Raw genomic sequence first — 20,966 nt, forward strand, 5'->3', positions numbered from 1 at the left:
ATCTGGAACCCTTTCATGCCCCACATTTCCCGCATCGATGAAAACACCAAGGGCGTGTACATCATCTCGGCCACGCCATTCACCGACGACGGCGCACTCGACCTCGAAAGCACCGACAGTCTGGTCGACTTCTACCTCGACAAGGGCGTAGCCGGCATGACCATCCTCGGCATGATGGGCGAGGCGCCCAAGCTGACCGAAGAAGAATCGCTGCGCTTCACCCGCCGCGTGCTGGAGCGTGTGGATGGCCGAGTGCCGGTTATCGTCGGTGTGAGCCATGCGTCCAACCAGCACATCGAGCGCCTCGCAGGAGGAGCGATGGAGCTAGGCGCAGCCGGCGTCATGCTGACGCCGGTGGCCAACCTGAAGACCGACGATCAGGTGTATGGCTACTATGCCGCCGTCGCCCGCATGCTGGGTAAAGACGTGCCGATCTGCCTGCAGGATTTCCCGCAATCCACTGGGGTCTACACCTCCGTCGCCGTGGTGCATCAACTGGTCGACGAATTCCCTCAGGTCGTGATGTTCAAGCATGAAGAGTTGCCGGGGCTGCGCAAGCTGTCGCAACTGCGCAGCCAGAGCGAGGCCATCGGGCGCCGCCGCATCAGCATCCTCATCGGCAACGGCGGGCTGTTCCTGCCGCAAGAGATGCTGCGCGGCGCCGACGGCGCGATGACCGGCTTTGCCTACCCCGAGATGCTGGTGCAGGTCTGCGACCTGTTCGCACAGGGCAAGCCCGAAGCCGCCGAGGACCTGTTCGATCTCTACCTGCCCCTCTTGCGTCACGAGTTTCAGTACGGCATTGGCCTCGCCCTGCGCAAGGAAACGCTGCGTCACCGCGGGGCGATCAGGAGTGCTGCGGTTCGCAAGCCGGGCCCGGTGCTCGATGCCACTGATAAGGCCGAGCTGCACCGGCTGATCGGGCGGCTGGAGGCGCGGCTCGCTGTGCAGGCAGCGGCCTGATGAGTCAGCGTACTGAGGGCAACGAGTACGGCATGCAATTCGATCTCTGCATTGCCGGGGCGACGGTTGTCGACGGCAGCGGCGGACCGTCCTTCATCGCAGACGTGGGCATTGCAGGCGGCCGCATCGCCGCCGTGGGCGAGCTGTCCGGTGTACCGTCGCGTGAACGCTGCGACGCCGCCGGCCGGGTGCTCGCCCCAGGCTTTATCGATGTCCATACGCACGATGACCGCGCGCTGCTGATGCCGGGCGCGATGGCGGCCAAACTATCGCAGGGGGTGACCACGGTCGTCACCGGCAATTGCGGCCTGAGCCTCGCACCGGGCGGCATTCGCGGCGCCATTCCGCCGCCCCTCGACCTGATCGCCACACCCGAATGGCTGCGGTTTCCGAACTTCCGCGACTATCTGGAAGCGCTGCAGTCGACCGGCATCGCCGTCAACGCCGCTTGCCTCGTCGGTCATCTCACCCTGCGCGCCAATGTCATGGACGACCTGGAGCGCGCCGCCACACCTGCCGAATGCGACGCCATGCGGGCATTGTTGGCCGAAGCGCTGGAAGCCGGCGCGCTCGGCATGTCGACCGGCACGTTTTACCCGCCGGCGCGACATGCGGACATCGACGAAATCGTTGCCGTCGGCGAGCCGCTACGGGCCTACGGCGCGCTCTATGCAACCCACATGCGCAACGAGGCCGAGAAGATCGTCGACGCCCTCGATGAGACCTTTGAGATCGGCCGGCGCCTCGGCGTGCGAGTGCTGATCTCGCACCACAAGCTCGCGGGCATCGCCAACCACGGCCGCTCCGTCGAAACGCTCAGGCGCATCGCCGCGGCGATGAACGAGCAGCCGGTCTCGCTCGACTGCTATCCGTACAACGCGTCGTCGACGGTCCTGCGGCCGGAATTCGTCGCACGCGCCTCATCGGTGCTGGTGAGCTGGTCCGGGCCGTATCCGCAGCACGTCGGCCGCACGCTCGCCGAGATTTCCCGCGACATGGGTTGCGACGAACTGGAGGCGGCGGCACGGCTCATGCCGGCCGGTGCGATCTACTTCATGATGGACGAGAGCGACGTGCGCCGGATCCTGACGTTTCCCAAGACGATGATCGGCTCCGACGGCATGCCGCACGACGAGCATCCGCATCCGCGCTTGTGGGGCACTTTCCCCCGCGTGCTGGGGCACTACGCGCGCGACGAGCGGCTCTTCAGTCTGGAGACCGCAGTGCACAAGATGAGCGGCCTCGCCGCCGAGGAACTCGCGCTGCCTGGCCGCGGCCGGATCGAGCCGGGGTTCGCTGCGGATCTGGTGTTATTCGATCCCGCAGACGTCAGCGATCGCGCAACCTTCGCTGAACCGCGCGCTCGGTCTGCCGGTGTGGAGCGGGTCTGGGTCAATGGCCAACTCGCGTTTGCCGACGGCGAGCTTAGGCATACCCGCGCGGGACAGGTCGTGAAGCGGCATTGAGTGCGGCATTACTGCGCGGTGCGTCGAACTGCACATGCAAGTCTGGCAGGACGTGCCGTATATCCCGCTCGAGGCCTACGCGGCCTTGCCGCCTTTTGCCACCGCATTCGCCGCACCCGTCGTATGGTACGCATGGGACAGATGCTTGTGCATGCGCTCGGCAGCGGCCGGCATGTCGTTGGCCAGAATCGCGTCGATGATTTCCAGGTGCTCGTTGCACCACTCCCGGATCCGCTTGCGGTTCACATACCCCTGGAATTCGAGCAGCCGGCGCAGCCGGTTCTGCTGCTGCATCGACTGATGCATGAAAACATTCCCGCTATATTCCGCGAGCATCTCGTGGAAATTCGCATCGGTATCGAACACCTGCCTGGGGGTTATGCCGTTGAGGCCCAGTTGCGAGGTCAGGAAAATATGTTCACGGCGGCACCGCTCGAGCGCGGAGCGATCCGGCGAGAAGGTCGGCAACAGCAGGCCCGCGGGCTCCAGCGTCAGGCGGAAATCGTAACTGCTCTTCAAGGTCAGGGCAGAATCGAGCGAGGGCTGAAAACTCCAGCCGTGCCCCTTGTTGCGCACGATCAGGCCATCTTCCGACAGCCGCGACAAGGCTCGTGTCATGGTGACTCGGTCGACCTCGTAGCGCTGCGCGATATCCGTCTGCGTGAGCGACACCGGAATCAGACCGGCCAGCCGGTCTGTCACGAGGCGGTTGTACAGGTCCTCATCTCCCGAGGTGGGCAACTCCAGTTCCACGCGATGCAGGCCGTCCGCGGGAGAGGCCAGAAAGAACCCCTGGTTCTTGCGCGCCTCGATCACCCCAAGCGATTCGAGCAACGCCATGGCCGCACGGACAGGTGTGCGCGACACCCCGAGCAGATCCGCCAGTTGCTGTTCACGCAGGTGATGCCCCACCTCGAACCTCGCTTCCTGAATCAGATCAAGAATCTGCTTGGCCAGTAGATGGGCTCCTTTGCCCGGCCTCTTTGTCATTGCGTCATCCCTCAGTCTAACTGTAGAAGAATAGCAAAAAATACAAATTTCAAATACTGATCGAGACGGGACTTCGAGCCGATGCCGCAGAACGTGCTTCCATCAAAGGGAATTATTCCTTGACCTGTCTTTTTGTCGTTTGTATAAATTGAAACAATCAAGACAAATCGAAGTCCGCAATCGGAGTTGAGCATGTCACTACATCTTCTGCTCGAGTATCTGACCTCGAAGGACTTCCTTCGGGGCGCAGCGCTCACGCTCCTGCTCACGGTCGTTTCGCTCGGATTCGGCATGCTGATCGGCCTTGTGCTGGCACTGTTGCAAGGCACGCGTAGCCGCGTTGCCAAAACCTTCACGTTTTTCTATCTGTGGCTCTTCCGCGGCACCCCTGTGCTGTTCCAGATCATCTTCATCTACAACGTTCTGCCATCGTTCGGCATCCGTTTCAGTGCATTCGTGTGTGCGGTACTCGCGCTGTCGCTGAATGAAGGCGCATTCATGTCGGAAATTTTCCGCTCCGGTCTGCACGCCGTGAAACAGGGTCAACGCACGGCCGGATTCGCGCTGGGCATGACACGCGCCAAGGTATTTCGCCACATCGTCGTGCCGCAAGCGCTGCGGGTCGTACTGCCGCCCATCGGCAACCAGATGATCGGCATGCTCAAGCTAAGCGCCCTCGTTTCGGTCATCGCCGTGCAGGAACTGCTGCTGGTCGCCGATCAGGCCGCCAGCGCGAATTTCCGCTACCTCGAAGCGCTGAGCGCGGCCGGCATCTACTACCTCGCGCTCACGACCTTGTTCATGGTGCTGCAGGGATGGATGGAACGCTCGCTCGACAGTAAGCGCAAATCCAGCACGCGCCGCATGTCGTTCGCCGAACGCCTGCTCGGCACCTCGCAACCGCTCGTTCGCTAAAGGACGCCCATGTCGACCGGTGCCTCCCCGCCTCTGCTGAAAATTCACCGTATCGACAAAAGCTACGGCAGCACGCGCATCCTCAAGAGTTGCTCGCTCGAGGTCGCGCCGCGCGAAACCATCGTGATCGTCGGCCCGTCGGGTTCCGGCAAGTCCACCCTGCTGCGCTGTATCAACCTGCTCGAAACCGTCGACGCGGGCAACATCCTGTTCGACGGCCGCGACCTCACACGGGAACGGAAAGCCGAGCATCTGGTGCGCCAGCAGATCGGCATGGTGTTCCAGAATTTCGAATTGTTCTCGCATTTGTCCGCCGTCGAAAACATCATGCTGGCGCCGATGACCGTGTCCGGCGTCTCCCGCCACGACGCACACGACCTCGCCATGGTGCTGCTAAACAAGGTGCGCCTGCGCGAACGGGCGGACGCCTATCCGGACGAGTTATCGGGCGGCCAGCAGCAGCGCGTCGCGATCGCGCGTGCGCTCGCGATGAAGCCGAAAGTCATGCTCTACGACGAGCCCACTTCGGCGCTCGATCCGGAAATGGTCAGCGAAGTGCTGGACGTGATGGCCGAACTGAGCGCGGAAGGCATGACGAGCCTCGTGGTCACCCATGAAATGGGCTTTGCGCGCCGGGCCGCCGACAAAATCGTCTTCATGGATGCCGGCGAAGTCATCCTGACCGAAACCAGCGAACAGTTTTTCAGCGGCACCACGCACGAACGCGCGCGCCGCTTTCTCGACCAGATCCTGCACTGACGCGGAATACCACCCATGCACACTCAACCCGATCTGTCCCGCATGAAGCGGGATCTGACTGACCTTGTCGGTATCAACACCGAGAATCCGCCGGGCCGCGAGCTCGAAGCCGCACAACGGGTTCACTGGTTGCTGGCGAGCGAAGGCTTCGACCTGTCGCTCAGCGAATACAAACCGGGCCGCGCCGACGTGATGGCGCGACTTGAAAACGGCCCCGGTCCGACCTTCGCGTTTAACACGCATCTCGATGTGGTCCCTGCCGGCGACGGTTGGCAGTCCGATCCGTTCATCCTTCGCGAGGCGGATGGCCGTCTGTACGGCCGCGGCTCATGCGATGCGAAAGGCCCGCTGACGGCGATGATCGAAGCCATGCGCATGTTGGCCGCCAACCGCGGCAACTGGTCCGGCACCTTGCTCGGCGTCTTCACCGCGGATGAGGAGATCGCCAGCGAAGGCGCAAAATTCTATGCGGCAGGGAAGCCCAAGGTCGACTTCGTGGTCGTCGGCGAGCCGACCTCGAATGCGACGTTCTCGGCTCACAAGGGCAGTCTGCGGCCGCTCGTGCGGGTGCACGGCGTCACGGCGCATTCCGGTACGCCGCATCTCGGCGACAACGCGATCTACCGGGCCGCGCAATTGCTCAAGCTGATCGAAGGACATCACGAAAACGAAGTGCGCTGCCGCTGCCATCCGCTAGTGGGCTCGGCAAGCCTGACGGTTACGCGCGCGTTCGGCGGACATGCGGACAATGTGGTGCCAGGAGCCTGCGATCTGCTGCTCGACCGTCGCATGGTGCCCGGCGAACTCGAGGCGGACGTCAAGCGCGAAATCGATCAATTGCTCGAACTCGCGCGAGAACGCTTCGGCGTGCGCGCGGAAGTCCTCGAATATCGCGCCACCACGGGCGGCGCGACCGAAACCGCGCTCGACTCGAAGATCGTCCAGGTGGGCCTCGCTGCCTGCCGCACGCACGGCACCGCCGAGCCTGGGCCGTTCGGCTTTCAGGGCGGCTGCGATCTCGTCCACTTTCGCAGCCTCGGCGCGGCCGGTGTCGTGATCGGACCGGGCACCCTCGAAGTCGCGCACAAGCCAGATGAGTTCGTGCCGATCGAAGAGTTGCTCGCGTCGAGCCTGATCTATCGGGATGTAGCACTCGACATGCTGAAAGCGGGCGGCTGACGACCGTGCAAGCCACCCTTCACCGCGCATCGCTTCACTACGGCGAGGGCCTCGTGCTGCACACCGCGGCGTCGGGCAGCGTAGGACATCTGGACGCGCTCTATCTGAAGCTCGCCGAACACGGCAAGACCGGTATCGGTGAGGTGCGGATCAATATCGCGTACCTGAACGGCTTCACGCCCGAAGCAGTCGTCGCGAACGCGCGTACCGCGCTTGCAAAGATCGACTGGCAGTGCGGCGCACGTGCACTCGTCGACACGTCGGGTGTGTGGCTCCCGCAGTTTTCCGCGCCGGTACGCATGATGATCGATAGCGCGCTACGTGATCTTTACGCGCAGCAAATAGGCGTGAGCGTCGCCGGACTGTTCGATGCGGACTCCGTGCAGGCACCGGCCTGGCGTAGCAACCAGACGTTGTTCTGGTCCTCGGACGAAACCATGCTGGCCCGTGCAGCCCGCTATCTCGAACGCGGCTTCCACGAATTGAAGTTGCGCGTGGCCATTGGCGCATTCGATGACGACCTGCGCCGCATCGATCTGCTCAGAACGCATTTCGCGGGACGCATGACGCTTTCCGTCGATGCCAACGGACAGTGGTCGCCCGCTGACTGTCCCGCCCGCTTCGCGGCGCTTGCGGAGCGCGAAGTGGAATACGTCGAGCAGCCAATCGCCACCGGCGACTGGGCAGGCCTGCGCCGGCTCGCCGAAACGAGCCCGCTCATCATCATGCTCGACGAGAGCCTTCAATCGGATGCCGATATCGACGCGCTGTGCGGTTTCGCCGGCCTGCCGGTTGCCGCGCACCTGAAGCTCGTGAAGCTTGGCGGCATCGCGAAGACCGTCGACTCCGCGCGTCGGCTGACGGCAGCAGGCATCCCGCTGATGATCGGACAGATGAACGAAGGCGCCGCTGCCACCGCGGCCGCGCTGCAAGTCTGCTTCGCGACCGCCCCGCGCTGGGCCGAACTCTACGGCGCCGACGGTCTCCTCGACGATCCCGTCAGCGGGCTCTCGTACCACGCAGGCACGGTTCGCGTCGCGGACTCCGCCGGACTCGGCGTCTCGTTTGATTCCAGACTGACTCAACCTATCTAGACTCTTCAGGAAACCATCAACATGCAGGCAAGCCAAGGTCCCGCTCAGGGTTACGAATCGGCCTTTCCGGCCGCGGAATACGCCAACCGCGTCGCACGCGCCCGCGCTTCTCTCGCGAAAGCGAACATCGATGCGATGATCGTTACCGGTCCGGAGAACATCTTCTATCTGACCGGGCAGCAGACACCCGGCTACTACACGTTTCAGGCGTTGATCCTGCCAGTCGCAGGCGAGCCCGTTTTTGTGATCCGTCAGCTCGAATACTTTAACTTCATCGCCAATACATTTATTTCGGATGCCCAGGTTTATAGCGACGGAGACAACCCGATCGACGTGCTGGTCAAGGTCATTCAGCAGAAGGGGCTGGCCGGCAAACGCATCGCCATCGACAAGCGCGGCTGGTTCCTGCCGATTGCCGTCTACGAAACGCTGACCGACAAGCTCGGCAGCATCGCAGACGCCGCGGGCGTGGTGGAGCAACTGCGCGCAATGAAGTCGGCCGCGGAGATCGAGAAGATCGCCATCGCGGCAAGCTACGTCGACGCCGGCATGCGAGCCGGACTCGCGGTGGTCACGCCCGGCGCCACGGAAAACACCTTGGTGGCGGCGATGATGTCTGCGGCAATCACGGCTGGTTCGGAATACGTCGGCATGGAACCGCTGGTGTCGGCCGGCCCGCGCACTGGGGTGCCGCACGGTACGTGGCGCCGTCGCGCGCTCGAAGCCAACGCCCCGGCGTTCCTCGAAATGGCCGCGTGTCACGACCGTTATCACGCCGCGCTGATGCGTTCGGCGTGGATCGGCACGGTACGCCCCGAAGCGTTGGACATGGAGAAGGTCTGCCAGGAGGCGCTGCAAGCCGCACTCGACGCGATCAAGCCCGGGGCTCCGTGCGAAGCGCCGCACCTGGCCTGCCAACGGGTCATCGACCGTGCCGGCTATACCGACAACTTCAAGAAGCGGACCGGCTATTCAGTCGGTATCTCGTTCGCGCCGGATTGGGGCGAGGGATCGATCCTGAGCCTCTATACGGGAGTCACAACGCCGCTACAACCGGGCATGACCTTCCATATCCCACCGGCGCTGCGCATCTACGGCGAATTTACCGTCGGCGTCAGCGAAACCGTCGTGGTCACGGGGACCGGCCATCGGGTCCTCGGGACGATCGAGCGTCCGTTGCTGCAGATTCCGGCGTAACGCCGCGCGTCCGTTCACCAGAAATCACGAGGTCACCATGTCTTCCAATCAGTTGGCGCCGCGCATGAAGCGGGTACAGCCGTCGCCCACGGCTGTTATCTCCGACAAGGTCAGGCACCTGCTCGCCAAGGGCAAACCGGTCATCAACCTCGGCGAAGGCGAACTGCATTTCGACACGCCCGCTCACATCAAACAGGCGGGTATCGCCGCCATCGAGCGTGGCGACACCAAGTACACGGCGGTTGCCGGCACAGCAGAATTGCTGGGAGCGATCGTCGACAAATTCGCCCGCGAGAACGGCATTCATTACTCGACCCAGGAGGTCATTGCCGGAACCGGGGCGAAACAGCTCATCTTCAATGCACTCCTCGCGACCATCGCGCCCGAGGATGAAGTCCTGATCTGCGCACCTTATTGGGTGTCCTATCCGGACATGGTGGCGCTCGCCGAGGGACGGGTGCGTGTGCTGCCAAGTACGGCTGAAGCGGGCTGGAAGCTGCAGCCAGAGGTGCTGCGTGCCGCCATCGGGCCGCAGACCCGTTGGTTGATCCTAAACTCTCCTAACAATCCGTCCGGTGCGGTCTACACACATGCGGAGCTGAAGGCGCTGACCGACGTGCTGCTCGAGCACGAACACGTCCTGCTGATGGCCGACGACATCTACGAGCACGTCCGCTACGACGAGCATTTCTACTCACCGGTTCAGGTCGAGCCACGCCTGCACGAGCGCACCCTGACGGTCAATGGGGTGTCGAAGAGCTATTCGATGACCGGCTGGCGCATCGGCTATGCGGGTGGCCCCGCCTGGCTGATCCGGGCGATGCAGACGCTACAATCGCAAAGCACCTCGAATCCGAGCACGATCTCCCAGGCGGCCGCCTTGGCAGCGCTGCAAGGAGGCACGGACTTCATGGCCGACTGGCTCGCCGAGCTGCAGATCAACCGCGCGATGGTGCTCGCGGCGATCGAACGATGCCCCGGATTGCATTGCGCGGCCTCCGAAGGGGCCTTCTATGCGTTTGTGAACTGCGCGGGCGTGATCGGCGCGGCCACGCCGGACGGCACGATCCTGCGCACGGATCTCGACTTCGCCAATTACCTGCTCGATGCCGCGCATGTCGGCGTCGTGCACGGCAGTGCGTTCGGCGTGGGGGACCACATCCGTATCGCCTACGCGGTCGCCGGGCCGACACTGCAGGACGCATGCCGCCGGATCGAGGCTGCGTGCGCGGCGCTGGTGCCGTCGTCCGTCGAAACGAGCAACGGTTGAAAGCAGTCGGCACGAGACGATCCGGGAGAACCTGAATGCTGCACCTCGTTGAAGACGATGCAGACACGCCCGCGCACTACGGCGCGCAGGCCGCGATTCTGGCGGAGGCCATCGGCGCGACGTTGCTGCACCTGGCCGCGCGCTTCGATGAAGGCCGCTTCCCCGACGCGATTCAGCATGTCACCGTGGACGGCGCGCTCGTGCCGAGCGGGTTGGTCTGGAGCGAACGCCTGAGCGGTCGACCGCTAAGCATAGCGAACAGTGCCGCCGAACTGGTGTCTCGCGCGGCAGGCGCAGAGGTGGTCGTGCCGGTTCATCCCGGTACCGATGGCGGGATCGAGGCCGCCAACGCGCTCGCCACGCTCGCCGCACGCAATTGCGTCCCGGTGCGGCGGTATCGTGTGGTCCGCGATGATGGCTTGACGCGAATTATTGAACGGCCCGACGGCGCGCACGGAATGGCGCGAACGATCACGCAGGCCCGGCAGGATAGGTTCGGACGCTGGAGTTGGGACGCACCACGGATTCAACCCGGGTTGGAAGGACAGCGTGTAGCGGCTGCAGTTGGCGCGGCTACCGCAGCACTCACCCCCACGCCCGCCGCCGGGCTTCGTATCGCGCTGATCGGCCGCGCAGCCGACCAGCGCGATGCCTATCCGGCTACACTCGCGGCACTCGCGGACGCGGCCGAAGCGCAGTCTATCGACCTGAACCTGATCTGCGTCTCGCCGCACGATCTGAGCGACGCGAATGCCCGCGAGGCGCTGACTGCTTTCGACGGCGTGGTCCTGCCGGGCGGCGCCGACATGACACGCGTGCCGGGACAGATCGCGGCTGCGAAATATGCATGGGCTTCGTCCGTACCCGTGGTCGGTCTATGCCTCGGGATGCAGTCGATGGCGACGGCGATCGCACGGCTCGCCCTGCACACGGACGAAATCGGCCTGATGGAGGCCGAACCGCACGTGCGCATCCCGAGCTTCGTGCCTATCGGGGCCGACGCGTGCGCGCCGCGCGTCCATCGGCTCGGACGTCAGCCGCTTGAAGTCACACCGGGCTCCCGGCTCGACGCGATCCTCGGCGCGCAACGTTACATTCTCTGCAATCACCGCTACCGGCTGAACCCTGAACTTGCCGCGCCGTTAGCAGCGGCAGGTGTCCATATCGTTGCGCGCGATACGAGCGAACAGATCGCGGACGCAATCGAAGCGCCCGGTCATCCGTTTTTCATCGGCATGCAGGGACATCCGGAACTGTCGTCGGCAGCCGGTATGCCTCATCCGCTGCTAAGCGCTTTCATGCTTGCGGCCGCGGCGCGAATTCGTTGATCGCGGCACCGAACAGCGCCGCGTCCACGTTGCCACCCGATGCAATCACCAGCACGCGCTTGCCCCGCAGCGAGGCCGCCGCGGGGTCCGCCACCAGCGCGGCCAGCGCAACGGCCCCTCCCGGCTCGACGACTACGCGGAAGGCTTCGAAGCAGAAAGCCATCGCGAGCCTCACCGCACGATCGTCCGCCGCCAGCACGCCGGCGAGCCTGCGCCGGTTGATCGAGAACGGCAACTCCGCCGGGATCGGCGCCAGAAGCGCGTCGCAAATCGAGGCGCCTCCGACCGGGTTGGCTTGCCTGCTGCCCGCCACCAGCGAACGCCGGGTATCGTCGAAATCGGCCGGCTCCGCCGCCCAGACCTGGGCGCGCGAGCCCACCGCCTCGACCGCCAGACAGGTGCCTGCGGATAATCCGCCGCCGCCGCACGGCACGACGATCGCATCGACGCGGTCCTTGCCGAGCCGCTTCAGCGCCTCGAGCGCCGCCGTGCCCTGGCCGGCAATGACGTCGTGGTGGTCGCCCGGGGGAACGACGGCAAACCGGCCCTGCGTTGCCAGTTCGGCCGCGACCTCTTCGCGACTCTGGCGCTCGCGGTCATAGTGAACGATTCGCGCGCCCGCAACCCGCGCCTTTTCAACCTTGTTCGCAGGCGCATTCGATGGCATCACGACCGTCGTCGGCATGCCCAGCATCCGGCCAACCGTGGCGATTGCCTGACCGTGATTGCCGGTCGAGTAAGCCACGACGCCGTCTGGACACAAGTCGCGATCCAGACGCGACAGACAGTTATACGCCCCGCGAAACTTGAACGCGCCGGTGTGCTGCAGGCTTTCGAGCTTGACAAAGATTTGTGCGCCGGTGATTTCGTCGAGCAGGTCCGAGCGTACGATCGGCGTCTCGATCGCGACCTCGTGCAACCGTGCGGCCGCATCGAGTACATCCTTCGCGACGGGTGTGCGATAAGACAGCATTACTTGTGGCCTTGTTAGTCATGGGATGAATCGGCAAACGAAATCCTGCGATGCGGCGGCGCGGCTCACTCGGTATGAGCAGCCGTTTTCTGCCCGTCGAAGATCGACACCGATGCCGGCAGTTTCCATTTCTCGATCAGTTGCTGATACGTCCCCTGCGCAACGACTTTCGCCAGCGCGTCCTTCACCGCTTCGGCCATGGACGCATTGCCCTTGCCGACCGCGATTCCGATCGTGGTGGTCTGTTCGAACTCCGGGCCCACAGCCTTATAGACATTGGGCACTTCCGCGAGCAATTGCACCGTGCCGGGGGTCGAATTGTAGATGGCGTCGGCGCGCCCTTGCCGCAAGCTTAAAGCGGAGTTCTGTGCGTCCGGCAGAGTCATGATGTTGGGCGCACTGTGACCGGCTGCGGTACAGCGTTGCGCGTCGGCCCGCGCATAGGTTTCCTCGATGCCGCCCAACGTGACGGCGAGGTTTTTCCCGCAGATCGAGTCGTCCCGGCCCGTGATCCCAGCGGGATTGGATGCCTGCACGATGACCCGATCGCCCACTCTCAGATACGGCACGAAGTCGACCTGCGCGCCGCGCGCAGCCGTCATGTACATGGCCGAATTGATGATATCGATGCGGCCGCCCTGCAGCGCCGGAATCAATCCGCTGAACTGCATGTTCTGCGCATCCGGCGTCAGCTTCATCTGTTTGGCGATCGCATTGATCAGGTCGATGTCGAAACCGGCCAGCGCACCGTCTTTGGAGAATTCGAACGGAGCGAATGTCGCCGCGACCCCGTAGGTCAACTGCCCCGCTTCGACCGTCTTCAAGGGTTCGGCAGCACGTGCGGGCATGCCAGCCACGAATGACATAGCCGTCAAGGCAAACAGCACACGCAACGCGAAGGATGGCTTCATGGCGATTCCTGATGATAGGAGATGAGAGCTTTGCTCTAGTTGTACAAATTTATACAAATCCGAAAATGACGCGTCAAGCGAGAATTTTTATTTATTGACGCGCTATCCTTGAAATGAGGCTTGATTGTTCCAGCCATCTGTCAGGAAATTTGTATTTTTTATCCTACTTTGTACATATACAACGCGAAGAATCGAGACAATCTCGACGAGGTACATGAGAAGTGAAAACAAGCCTTCCTTTCATCTGCAATCCTGATTATCCATTCGCGAGGCAATGGATCGCCGCGCTGCAACAGGCCATGCCCGATGAAGAAGTGGTGCCGCTGAGTGCGCTGGATGCACACGCGAGGGCCAGTTGCACGGTCGCCATCGTCGCTAACCCGTTGCCGCAGGATGTCCGGCAATTACCCCAACTCAGATGGGTACATAGCGTATGGGCCGGTGTCGAGCGCCTCGTGGCAGATCTGGCCGACCTCGAATTGAACGTCGTGCGGCTGGTCGACCCCCAGTTGGCCGAGACCATGGCCGAAGCGGTGCTGGCATGGACGCTGTATCTGCACCGCGATATGCCGCTCTACGCAGCGCAACAGACGAGGCGTCAATGGCTGGCGGCGGATTACGCCCGACCTCAGGACACGACCGTGGGACTGCTGGGCCTGGGGGCACTGGGCGAAGCTGCCGCAGATCGCCTTGCTGGCGCAGGCTTCAATGTCTGCGGCTGGAGCCGAATGCGCAAAAGCGTGTCCCACGTCGAATGCTTCGCGGGCGCCGTCGAATTGCCGGCGATGCTCGCCAGGACCGACATTCTGGTCTGTTTGCTGCCCCTGACAGTCGAGACCCGGGGACTGTTGAACGCGACTACGTTCGCTCAACTTCCCCATCATGCTTCGCTCATCAATTTCGCGCGGGGGCCAATTGTTTGCGACGACGCACTACGCGCGGCATTGGACGCTGAGCGTATCAGGCATGCGGTGCTCGACGTTTTCAGCATCGAACCATTACCGCCGGACAGCTGGCAATGGGCTCATCCCCGGGTTTCGGTCCTGCCGCATATTTCGGCGCCGACCGATCGCCAGACAGCTTCGGCAATCGTCGGCCAAAACATCCGCAGGTATCGCGAGACAGGTGAGATTCCGGAAAGCGTCGACCTTGCGCGCGGGTACTGAGTAAGGCGTGCACGCTTTGCGTGCTGTCAACGAACTCTTTCCCAACAGTAAAGCGGCGCATGAACCTCCGAGGTGACCCGCTTCAGGCGCGGGCCGACAGCGCCCCGCTGTTCGCAGCAAATACGTCAATTACCCTGCATAGGTCTCGAAGCCCGGCAGGTGTAATGTCAAACTAGGGGGAAATTGAAGCGCAGCGACTGACTCTGATCGGTCCCTGCCTGACGACGATCGGCAGCACGCGCCCCGTACCCGCCCTTCAACGCAGCGTGATGTCTGCGGCAGCTTTTAAGGTGAAACGGTCATCCAAATAGTGGTGTCAGACGGGAAAAGTCCAGCCAGTCCTGTGGTTGCGGACTTCCCATCAACGACCGTTTAGAAATGGCCACTTTCAGTAACATCAAGAATGCCCAAACGACGCTTCTGGGCAAAGCCGGGCGGGACTTCTACTGCGGCCTTAGAACTTGTGTACCAGGCCGACTCCGATGCCGCGCGTGTCGGTGCCGGGAGTGATCGTAAGGCCCGAATAGGCGGTGCCGGAGAGCGTGTAGTTTGCCTGATTCCGATTCTGGATAAAGCCAGCCGCTGTATAGAGCTCGGTCGATTTGGACAGGGAGTACTCGAAAAGGAGGCCCAATTGCTGCGCATTGTTGCCCTTTCCCGTACGGTCGTGCAGGTAACCGTACATCAGCGAAAGTAAAGCAGCTGGCCCGAACTGATACGAGTCCGATATTTGGTAGACGTCGTGCTGCTCGTATTTCGGTGTGTTGGTCAGGTTCTCCGTGTGATAGGCCAGCCAGATCCGGTTGGCACCGATCGCATACGAAGCCCCTGCGTTGAACACGTTAAATACCGCGCCAGGACCCGCGGCGCCGCCGCCCGCCAGCGTATAGCTGCCACCCGCTCCGACGCCTGGTTCGTCTCCCCGCTCGTAGCCGGCCGCCACATTCAACGGCCCATTAATGTACTGGACGAGAGCGTTATAGAACCCTATGCCGTTGCCCGACCCGGTCGTCGACGAATCGCGCAATGCCACCATGAATTTGGCGTTCAGCCCATCAAACGTGGGCGTGTAGTAGGAAATACCATTGTTCGCGCGGATAATCAGGCCGTTGAAGTTATTCATGGGCGACGCGATGCTTTTCACCCAGGACGGATCCATGGCTGCCTGCAGGATGTCGTATTGCGGTGTGTTCTGCAAGCCGAAGCGGACTTCGCCGAAACCGCCAGACAGACCGACATACGCTAGACGATTGAAGGCATCGGCCGGGTTTGTTGCTGCACCCGTCTGACCAGAGAAGGCTTGCTCCAACTGGAAATTGACGTGCACGCCGCCGCCGATATCCTCGACGCCCTTAAAGCCGTAGCGTGTCGCGAAGAGTCCACCGGGGACCGCGCGGATCGCCGAATTGTTGCCGCTCGAACTCTGATAGACGAAGCCATTGTCGAGCACGCCATAGAGTGTGACCGTCGACTGTGCGAGCACGGGGGAGGCGGATGCCCAGGACAGGACTGCGCCGGACGCGAGAACAACAAACCTTTTCATGCGAGACATCTCCATTTTTATCCGCATCGGATTGCCGATGCTTTTATAGGTATTAATTTATTTAGTATTGCTAATACTAATGGCATACGGTGAGCGATCGAGCGTGCCGATACGCCCGGATATCCCACGGTCTTACGGATGGAGGGTCGGTTTCTGGGCGGCCGGTCGGCTGATTGTCCGCCAGATCGAAGTCCGGTAATGGCGGGGCAAGCTAACGGCCTAGAGTAGCTTCACTGCTCATTCTGATCTCCTTTGAACGATTGTATTTTTGCGTGGTCGATGTCGATTCGGGTTAGGAACGTATCGGACATCATTTGGCAAGGTTACTTGCGCGGAAGGCGATGGGTCCATGGATAAAACATCGATTGAATGGCATTTTTTTCGTTTGCAAACGGCCCAGGTAAACCAGCATCGATGGGGCGAGCCGTGCGCAGGCTGCGCAGTCCACCAGATGGTCCATGCGCGGCAAAATGAACCCGCGAAGGATTGCAGCGAAAAGGTTGTTCGAAACATAGTGTGGATTTCCGTACATGTTTCGCGGGGTGATGGGAGTTTGCCTGGAGCGCCGCAAGATGTACGACTGAATTTGCATTAGCTGATTCGAAGGCACGCGCCTTCAGCGCCCGCGGGAAAGGCACGTCAGATATCCACTGCCAATGCAGCGACCTCCTGCCCATGGATTTCGGCGTCCGCCACTTTTAACGCCATGCTTCACGCCGCTACGTGCGTCAACTTGGGCCGCCAGATTCGACGTCGTGGGCAACGAGATGCTAAAGAACGACGAAGACGTGCTGGCCTCGGTCGTGGTCTCGGTCGTCAAGGTCGATGCGGCGTTCAATCCGGCGTCGACAAGCCCTCGGTACCCGCCAGTGCACCGCCGCCAATCCCCTCCTCCAGAGCTCCCGTGACAGCGGCCGCAGCGCCGAACGTGAAGAAGCTCAGTATGAGGCCCGCCACCGCGATTGCGGCCATGCCCACACCGCTTCAGGCGTTATTGACCGGCGATCGACTGCTGAGATACGCAGTGACCGCCCCTGTCAGCGCCATGCCGTGCAATTCCTCCGGCGATGCCAGATGCGTGGCGATAATCTCACGATTATCAAGCCGCAGTTCGGGCAAGCGATCGAGGTGCAGTTCAAAGAAATGCACCCTGTCTCTTCGACCGTCCCAAATGCCGCGAGCGCTGCCCGCGGGGCGTAATGGGTGCGATGAGAGACCCAGCTCCTCTTCCATTTCGCGTTGTGCCGCGGCTTCTGGCGCCTCGCCGGGCTCGAGACTACCGCCGGGGAAATTCCACTCGTCCCGGTACGATGAGTGCACCAGCAACAGCGCCTGCCCGACGTAGATTGCGACTAGTGCACCCTCATGGCGAGGCCGTCGAATGCGCCACCAGGCACGAGCGAGCCGGAATCCGAGGCGAAGCGCCATGCGCCAGACAGAGTCGACAAGCATGGCTAGACGCGCTCGCTCATGGCTCGGCATGAGGTCTCTCCTTTCCTTTCATGGTCAGAGGATCTTCCGGTTCGTTGCGTTCGCGCGGATTGGGTGGTTTGGCATCTGTTACCGCTGCCTGGAAAATCTGGGCAGCTAGCGCAGGTGTCAAGTGGTTCAGACCTGCGGAGCACGCTCCCCGGAGCTCCGCACCGAAGTCGTCACGGCAAAGGTGATTATTGCGCTGCTTCCGTCTGCAATCTCTCAAGATCCGCATGTGCCTCATCGACCTTGCGCTGGCGCTCGGCAATTTTCTTCGCATCCTTGCCGTCGGCCTTCGCTTTGCTCAGGTCGCGCTCGCGTTCGGACAGCTTCGTTTGGGCCTGTGTCACCTTGCGTTGCGCATCACTGCGCAAAACGGCATCAGAGCAGTTCGCATTCATTTGAGCGAGCGCAGTTTCAAGTCCATCGACGCGCTTCGCATTGCCGTGCGCCTGCGCATAGGCGATCTCTTGCTCCACCGACTCGCGCTTCGCATCGCAGCCGCTTGTCTGAGCGGAACACATTACCGGAAAGATGACGATGGCGAGCGCAAATGCCTTGATAGTCGTATTCAAGCGGGGCCTCCGGGTGTTTAAGCTCTGGGGGTCGAGATTCGATGAGGCAATATTACTTTGAAACGCGAACGTGATTCGGAGAATGAATGGGAAAAATCGCTCACAATGGAAGGTATTCGATTTCTCCGCGCAAGCAACCCATGACTGACCGCTTTCGTAATTCTGGGCCGAAGGTGCCGCTTTTGGCCGGTCCCTGCCTGTCGGCGATCGGCTGCGCGAGACCCGAAGCCGACGTTCGGGTGGTCGAGGTTCCAATGGCTGGTATCAGAGTGGAACGGCCATACATCGTCGACTGGATCGAAGCCTACTACAATCGCGGCGCCTTCATTCCTCAATCGGGTATCGCACGCCGATCGAATGCGAGGTCATGCTTCAGGCTATCCAAGTTGCCGTACATCGAAACGAGGCAAGGTCGGTTTAACTTTGCCGAGCTCTATCGGAGACTTGCGGAATGAATTCTTTTGGTCAGGGCAACGGCTCGCGCGATGCTGAAACCTTGCTTGGCGTCGGCGTGGTGATTCAGCGCGAAGGCCGTTATCTTCTTGGTCTGCGCCGTAGCGAATATGGTTACGGCACATGGGGCTTCCCCGGAGGCAAAGTTGACATGGGTGAACATCCGCTTACAGCTGCTTCCCGCGAGTTGCTTGAGGAAACAGGTCTTGTCCTAACGGATCTAGTGGCAACAACCTGGAGGACGGGGTGGATCGAGCCCGGCAAACTTCGGCATGTCACGTTGTTCGTCGAAGGCGGTTCAACAGGTACGCCATTATGTATGGAGCCGGATAAATGCGAGGCATGGTCATGGTTCGCAGAAGATGCCCTGCCGGCGAATCTCTTCGAGCCAACCCAGCTCTATTTCTCTTTTTAATAAGTCGTGACCGGCATCAATTTAGCAAGCCGTAGACCGCAACGCCGTTCGTCGCACCTACATAAACCTTCCCATCCGCGATCATAGGCGTGATGAACTTGTTGCCCGGACCGAACTGATCTCGTGTGCCGGCCTGATTGCTGTTATATAACTCGTGCGCAAGATTGGTGGCGTCATAGGCGTGCAACGCGCCGACCGTGCCGTTTTCCGCCGCCCACACAATGCCGTTACTCGTGCCGTTCGCGGAAATGGCCGGCGTGGCGCCGGGATAAGCGAACGTTGTCGGGCTCTGCGACGACGGCGTGGTGGCAAGCAGCGCGTTGGCAATGGGCAGCGCCTTAAGCGCATCTGTCTGTCCTCCGTAATAAACCACACTGTTGAAATACGCCGGCGAACCCCAGATGCCGCCGGTCAGCACGCCGATCAGCTCCTGCCTGATGTTGTTGGTCGTTGAATTGAACTTGCCCATGTTGTCACGATCTACCAGGTAGATATGGGTATCCTTGCCCGCTCCGACAGCCAGATGCTTGACGGTTCCGTCCGACGCGGTTTGATCGGGCAGCAGCATCGCCCCACCCGAGCCGAAATCGTTGTCCGCAGCGGCCTGGGCCACGACGTCGTACATGGCAAAGTAATCGGTCGCGACCAGCGTCGGGGTGGCACAGAGCTTGATAAATGCATCGCCCAGATCGCCATCGACTGGAAATCCCTGCGCATTGAGCGTCGGGTTGAAGGTACCGTTGCCGTCGATAAAATAGACGGACGCGCCATCCGATGCCATGCCCGAGCCCGCCATCCAGATCGATCCCTGGCTGCCGTTCGGGGTAACGGGAAGCGCACTCGTTTGCTGCAACGTATCCTCGCTGTACGCCATGAGCCAGCCGTTGTAGTTCCCGGACATGCAGTGGGCGGTCCAGCCCATGTAGATAGTGCCGTTGACCAACGTCAGCGCGGCGCGCTCGGTGTGCAAGGCGGGCGTGAAGGTAAGGACGCCGTTCGCACCTTCTGCGCCGCTTCCCGGATACGTCGCGGCGATTTCGGTCGGGCCGCCAAACAGTTCCGCTCCTGTTGCAAGATCGATCGCGTGAAGGCGGTGATGGACGTTCGCGCCGGCGTCCGTGGTCATGGCCACGGCATATAGCGCGCCATTCGGGCCGCGTGAGCGGTCGATGACCGGCGTCGACGTGATGCCAATCTCCGGCGTGATATCCGTGCAGCCGGGATCAGGACTCGAGGTTTCACCCGCAGCCGCCAGCGAGATTTGCCACAGCGCGTTACCGCTATCGGCGTCGTAGGCGTAGACGCTGTCGTGCTCTGTCACAACATAGACGACATTGTGCGCAGCCGTGCCAATCATAAGATTCGTCACGAATAGAGGCTGCGCGTCGACTTTGCCGTCTGCCGGCAGGAAGCGCAGCTTGCCGAACGTCGCCGAGTTGACATTGGCCAGCGTGAGCGTTGTTTCCGCAAGCATCTGACCGGTTCGCGCGAGGTCGTTGTGGTGCATGAGCACGTCAGTCGGGTAGGTTTGCGCCGCTGCCGGTGTCGAGCCGGTAGTCGTTCCCCCGGGCGTAGTCGTGCCCGGCGCAGAAGTCGTTCCGGAGGTACTGCCGGCGCTACCTGAACTCGTGCCGCTCGGGCTGCTGCTACCCGAACCGCCGCCGCACGATCCAATGCCTGAAGCGATCAGCAATCCAGCACAAATCGTCAACACGTGGCGCCAAACGGTGGAAGAAAAAGCCAGCCTGGGTTGTAGAGATTTCATGGCGATGACGTTTCCTGCGCTAGGGTCGTACTGGTGGCCACGGGGTCAATGTCAGATGAATGCCATTGCTGCACCGCCCTCTGAATTCGCAAGGTCAGTTATCGCGCGGGACATTGTTCACACGTTTAGTTCCGGATCAATCTACGACAGCTGCCGACGATGCGCCCGCCAATACTTCGCAGCATTTAGACAGCGCTTGGGTACGCGAGCGCCCGACAGGTGGCGTTGGATTAGCGCTGGCCTGAGCCGGTCCCGCACTAACTACCGGACAAGGAAAGGATGAAAGACCGGGCAACCGCCTGTGCGCTCGGGACGACTGCACCAACCGGGCGAAAGCCGGTGACTTCTTGCCGCCCCAGGCACGCGCGTTGCGGCCGCTACAACACGGCGGCGAGGCTGTCGCACCACGATTGCGGAGGACAAATCATGAGACAGACTGTTTTAGGCGTGTTCGATAGCTGCGCTGACGCGCGTTCGGCACAACGGACACTGGGCGAGGCTGGTGTAGCCCAAGCTGATATTGCCATCTAC

19 protein-coding genes are annotated in these 20,966 nt (G+C 61.9%); 12 read left to right on the forward strand and 7 right to left on the reverse strand.

Translation table 11 applies throughout. The features are described from left to right. The first annotated feature begins 15 nt into the window (after nucleotides 1–15). Both M0954_RS05510 and M0954_RS05515 read left to right on the forward strand, forming a co-directional pair. The gene (locus M0954_RS05510) at nucleotides 16–963 is read left to right on the forward strand and encodes a dihydrodipicolinate synthase family protein (protein ID WP_297352056.1); all 948 of its coding nucleotides are present in this window, start codon (nucleotides 16–18) and stop codon (nucleotides 961–963) included. Then, the gene (locus M0954_RS05515; RefSeq protein WP_297352058.1) at nucleotides 963–2,429 is read left to right on the forward strand and encodes an amidohydrolase family protein; all 1,467 of its coding nucleotides are present in this window, start codon (nucleotides 963–965) and stop codon (nucleotides 2,427–2,429) included. The genes M0954_RS05510 and M0954_RS05515 overlap by 1 nt, the downstream gene beginning before the upstream one ends. A 75-nt stretch (nucleotides 2,430–2,504) precedes the next feature. On the opposite strand, the gene M0954_RS05520 is transcribed toward M0954_RS05515, so the two are convergent. Then, complete coding sequence (locus M0954_RS05520) at nucleotides 2,505–3,419, reverse strand: GntR family transcriptional regulator (protein ID WP_122155856.1); 915 nt, start codon at nucleotides 3,417–3,419, stop codon at nucleotides 2,505–2,507. Nucleotides 3,420–3,611: 192 nt separating this feature from the next. On the opposite strand from M0954_RS05520, the gene M0954_RS05525 reads away from it, so the two are divergent. The 7 genes from M0954_RS05525 to M0954_RS05555 are packed head-to-tail and all read left to right on the forward strand — an operon-like array spanning nucleotide 3,612 to nucleotide 11,161. Next, a complete protein-coding gene (locus M0954_RS05525; RefSeq protein ID WP_123387320.1) occupies nucleotides 3,612–4,334 on the forward strand; it encodes an amino acid ABC transporter permease in 723 nt (240 codons plus the stop codon). Between the two features lie 9 nt (nucleotides 4,335–4,343). Next, nucleotides 4,344–5,093, forward strand: coding sequence for an amino acid ABC transporter ATP-binding protein (locus M0954_RS05530; protein WP_133894834.1), 750 nt, complete (start codon nucleotides 4,344–4,346; stop codon nucleotides 5,091–5,093). Between the two features lie 15 nt (nucleotides 5,094–5,108). Beyond that, complete coding sequence (locus tag M0954_RS05535) at nucleotides 5,109–6,272, forward strand: M20 family metallopeptidase (protein WP_297352060.1); 1,164 nt, start codon at nucleotides 5,109–5,111, stop codon at nucleotides 6,270–6,272. Nucleotides 6,273–6,277: 5 nt separating this feature from the next. Further along, nucleotides 6,278–7,366, forward strand: a complete 1,089-nt coding sequence (locus M0954_RS05540) for a mandelate racemase/muconate lactonizing enzyme family protein (protein ID WP_123387323.1) — start codon at nucleotides 6,278–6,280, stop codon at nucleotides 7,364–7,366. A 21-nt stretch (nucleotides 7,367–7,387) separates the two neighbouring features. After that, nucleotides 7,388–8,563, forward strand: a complete 1,176-nt coding sequence (locus tag M0954_RS05545; RefSeq protein WP_297352062.1) for a Xaa-Pro peptidase family protein — start codon at nucleotides 7,388–7,390, stop codon at nucleotides 8,561–8,563. 37 nt (nucleotides 8,564–8,600) lie between these two features. Further along, nucleotides 8,601–9,833, forward strand: coding sequence for an aminotransferase class I/II-fold pyridoxal phosphate-dependent enzyme (locus tag M0954_RS05550; RefSeq protein ID WP_297352064.1), 1,233 nt, complete (start codon nucleotides 8,601–8,603; stop codon nucleotides 9,831–9,833). A 35-nt stretch (nucleotides 9,834–9,868) separates the two neighbouring features. Further along, complete coding sequence (locus M0954_RS05555) at nucleotides 9,869–11,161, forward strand: gamma-glutamyl-gamma-aminobutyrate hydrolase family protein (protein WP_297352066.1); 1,293 nt, start codon at nucleotides 9,869–9,871, stop codon at nucleotides 11,159–11,161. Here M0954_RS05555 and M0954_RS05560 read toward each other — a convergent pair. After that, complete coding sequence (locus M0954_RS05560; RefSeq protein WP_122155848.1) at nucleotides 11,130–12,134, reverse strand: threonine/serine dehydratase; 1,005 nt, start codon at nucleotides 12,132–12,134, stop codon at nucleotides 11,130–11,132. The genes M0954_RS05555 and M0954_RS05560 overlap by 32 nt on opposite strands. Nucleotides 12,135–12,199: 65 nt before the next feature. Beyond that, entirely contained in the window at nucleotides 12,200–13,045 is an 846-nt protein-coding gene (locus M0954_RS05565; RefSeq protein WP_122155847.1) for an ABC transporter substrate-binding protein, read from the reverse strand. A gap of 221 nt (nucleotides 13,046–13,266) precedes the next feature. On the opposite strand from M0954_RS05565, the gene M0954_RS05570 reads away from it, so the two are divergent. After that, complete coding sequence (locus tag M0954_RS05570) at nucleotides 13,267–14,211, forward strand: glyoxylate/hydroxypyruvate reductase A (protein ID WP_297352068.1); 945 nt, start codon at nucleotides 13,267–13,269, stop codon at nucleotides 14,209–14,211. A gap of 454 nt (nucleotides 14,212–14,665) precedes the next feature. Here M0954_RS05570 and M0954_RS05575 read toward each other — a convergent pair whose 3' ends face one another. From M0954_RS05575 to M0954_RS05585, 3 genes are all read right to left on the reverse strand, one after another. After that, nucleotides 14,666–15,769: a porin gene (locus M0954_RS05575; protein ID WP_297352070.1), complete on the reverse strand. Its 1,104-nt coding sequence runs from the start codon at nucleotides 15,767–15,769 to the stop codon at nucleotides 14,666–14,668. 969 nt (nucleotides 15,770–16,738) lie between these two features. After that, a complete protein-coding gene (locus M0954_RS05580; protein ID WP_123387328.1) occupies nucleotides 16,739–17,236 on the reverse strand; it encodes an NUDIX domain-containing protein in 498 nt (165 codons plus the stop codon). Nucleotides 17,237–17,421: 185 nt separating this feature from the next. Beyond that, nucleotides 17,422–17,751, reverse strand: a complete 330-nt coding sequence (locus M0954_RS05585) for a DUF1090 domain-containing protein (protein WP_122159059.1) — start codon at nucleotides 17,749–17,751, stop codon at nucleotides 17,422–17,424. A gap of 137 nt (nucleotides 17,752–17,888) precedes the next feature. Here M0954_RS05585 and M0954_RS05590 point away from each other — a divergent pair, with 137 nt between their 5' ends. Together M0954_RS05590 and M0954_RS05595 are read left to right on the forward strand one after the other, a co-directional pair. Next, the gene (locus M0954_RS05590; protein WP_133894840.1) at nucleotides 17,889–18,257 is read left to right on the forward strand and encodes a hypothetical protein; all 369 of its coding nucleotides are present in this window, start codon (nucleotides 17,889–17,891) and stop codon (nucleotides 18,255–18,257) included. Next, entirely contained in the window at nucleotides 18,254–18,670 is a 417-nt protein-coding gene (locus M0954_RS05595) for an NUDIX domain-containing protein (protein WP_297352071.1), read from the forward strand. Before M0954_RS05590 ends, M0954_RS05595 begins: the two co-directional genes overlap by 4 nt. A gap of 16 nt (nucleotides 18,671–18,686) precedes the next feature. Here M0954_RS05595 and M0954_RS05600 read toward each other — a convergent pair whose 3' ends face one another. Next, nucleotides 18,687–20,435, reverse strand: coding sequence for a pyrrolo-quinoline quinone (locus M0954_RS05600; RefSeq protein WP_297352072.1), 1,749 nt, complete (start codon nucleotides 20,433–20,435; stop codon nucleotides 18,687–18,689). Nucleotides 20,436–20,966: the final 531 nt, after the last annotated feature.

This window comes from Paraburkholderia sp. (assembly GCF_026225065.1).
GTDB lineage: Bacteria > Pseudomonadota > Gammaproteobacteria > Burkholderiales > Burkholderiaceae > Paraburkholderia.

What these genes read in the sequence shown, in the direction of transcription:
- M0954_RS05510 (WP_297352056.1), top strand. Translation starts at nt 16, where the DNA reads ATGCCCCACATTTCCCGCATCGATGAAAACACCAAGGGCGTGTACATC.
- M0954_RS05515 (WP_297352058.1), top strand. Translation starts at nt 963, where the DNA reads ATGAGTCAGCGTACTGAGGGCAACGAGTACGGCATGCAATTCGATCTC.
- M0954_RS05520 (WP_122155856.1), bottom strand. Translation starts at nt 3,419, where the DNA reads ATGACAAAGAGGCCGGGCAAAGGAGCCCATCTACTGGCCAAGCAGATT.
- M0954_RS05525 (WP_123387320.1), top strand. Translation starts at nt 3,612, where the DNA reads ATGTCACTACATCTTCTGCTCGAGTATCTGACCTCGAAGGACTTCCTT.
- M0954_RS05530 (WP_133894834.1), top strand. Translation starts at nt 4,344, where the DNA reads ATGTCGACCGGTGCCTCCCCGCCTCTGCTGAAAATTCACCGTATCGAC.
- M0954_RS05535 (WP_297352060.1), top strand. Translation starts at nt 5,109, where the DNA reads ATGCACACTCAACCCGATCTGTCCCGCATGAAGCGGGATCTGACTGAC.
- M0954_RS05545 (WP_297352062.1), top strand. Translation starts at nt 7,388, where the DNA reads ATGCAGGCAAGCCAAGGTCCCGCTCAGGGTTACGAATCGGCCTTTCCG.
- M0954_RS05550 (WP_297352064.1), top strand. Translation starts at nt 8,601, where the DNA reads ATGTCTTCCAATCAGTTGGCGCCGCGCATGAAGCGGGTACAGCCGTCG.
- M0954_RS05555 (WP_297352066.1), top strand. Translation starts at nt 9,869, where the DNA reads ATGCTGCACCTCGTTGAAGACGATGCAGACACGCCCGCGCACTACGGC.
- M0954_RS05560 (WP_122155848.1), bottom strand. Translation starts at nt 12,134, where the DNA reads ATGCTGTCTTATCGCACACCCGTCGCGAAGGATGTACTCGATGCGGCC.
- M0954_RS05565 (WP_122155847.1), bottom strand. Translation starts at nt 13,045, where the DNA reads ATGAAGCCATCCTTCGCGTTGCGTGTGCTGTTTGCCTTGACGGCTATG.
- M0954_RS05575 (WP_297352070.1), bottom strand. Translation starts at nt 15,769, where the DNA reads ATGGAGATGTCTCGCATGAAAAGGTTTGTTGTTCTCGCGTCCGGCGCA.
- M0954_RS05580 (WP_123387328.1), bottom strand. Translation starts at nt 17,236, where the DNA reads ATGCCGAGCCATGAGCGAGCGCGTCTAGCCATGCTTGTCGACTCTGTC.
- M0954_RS05585 (WP_122159059.1), bottom strand. Translation starts at nt 17,751, where the DNA reads ATGTGTTCCGCTCAGACAAGCGGCTGCGATGCGAAGCGCGAGTCGGTG.
- M0954_RS05590 (WP_133894840.1), top strand. Translation starts at nt 17,889, where the DNA reads ATGGGAAAAATCGCTCACAATGGAAGGTATTCGATTTCTCCGCGCAAG.
- M0954_RS05595 (WP_297352071.1), top strand. Translation starts at nt 18,254, where the DNA reads ATGAATTCTTTTGGTCAGGGCAACGGCTCGCGCGATGCTGAAACCTTG.
- M0954_RS05600 (WP_297352072.1), bottom strand. Translation starts at nt 20,435, where the DNA reads ATGAAATCTCTACAACCCAGGCTGGCTTTTTCTTCCACCGTTTGGCGC.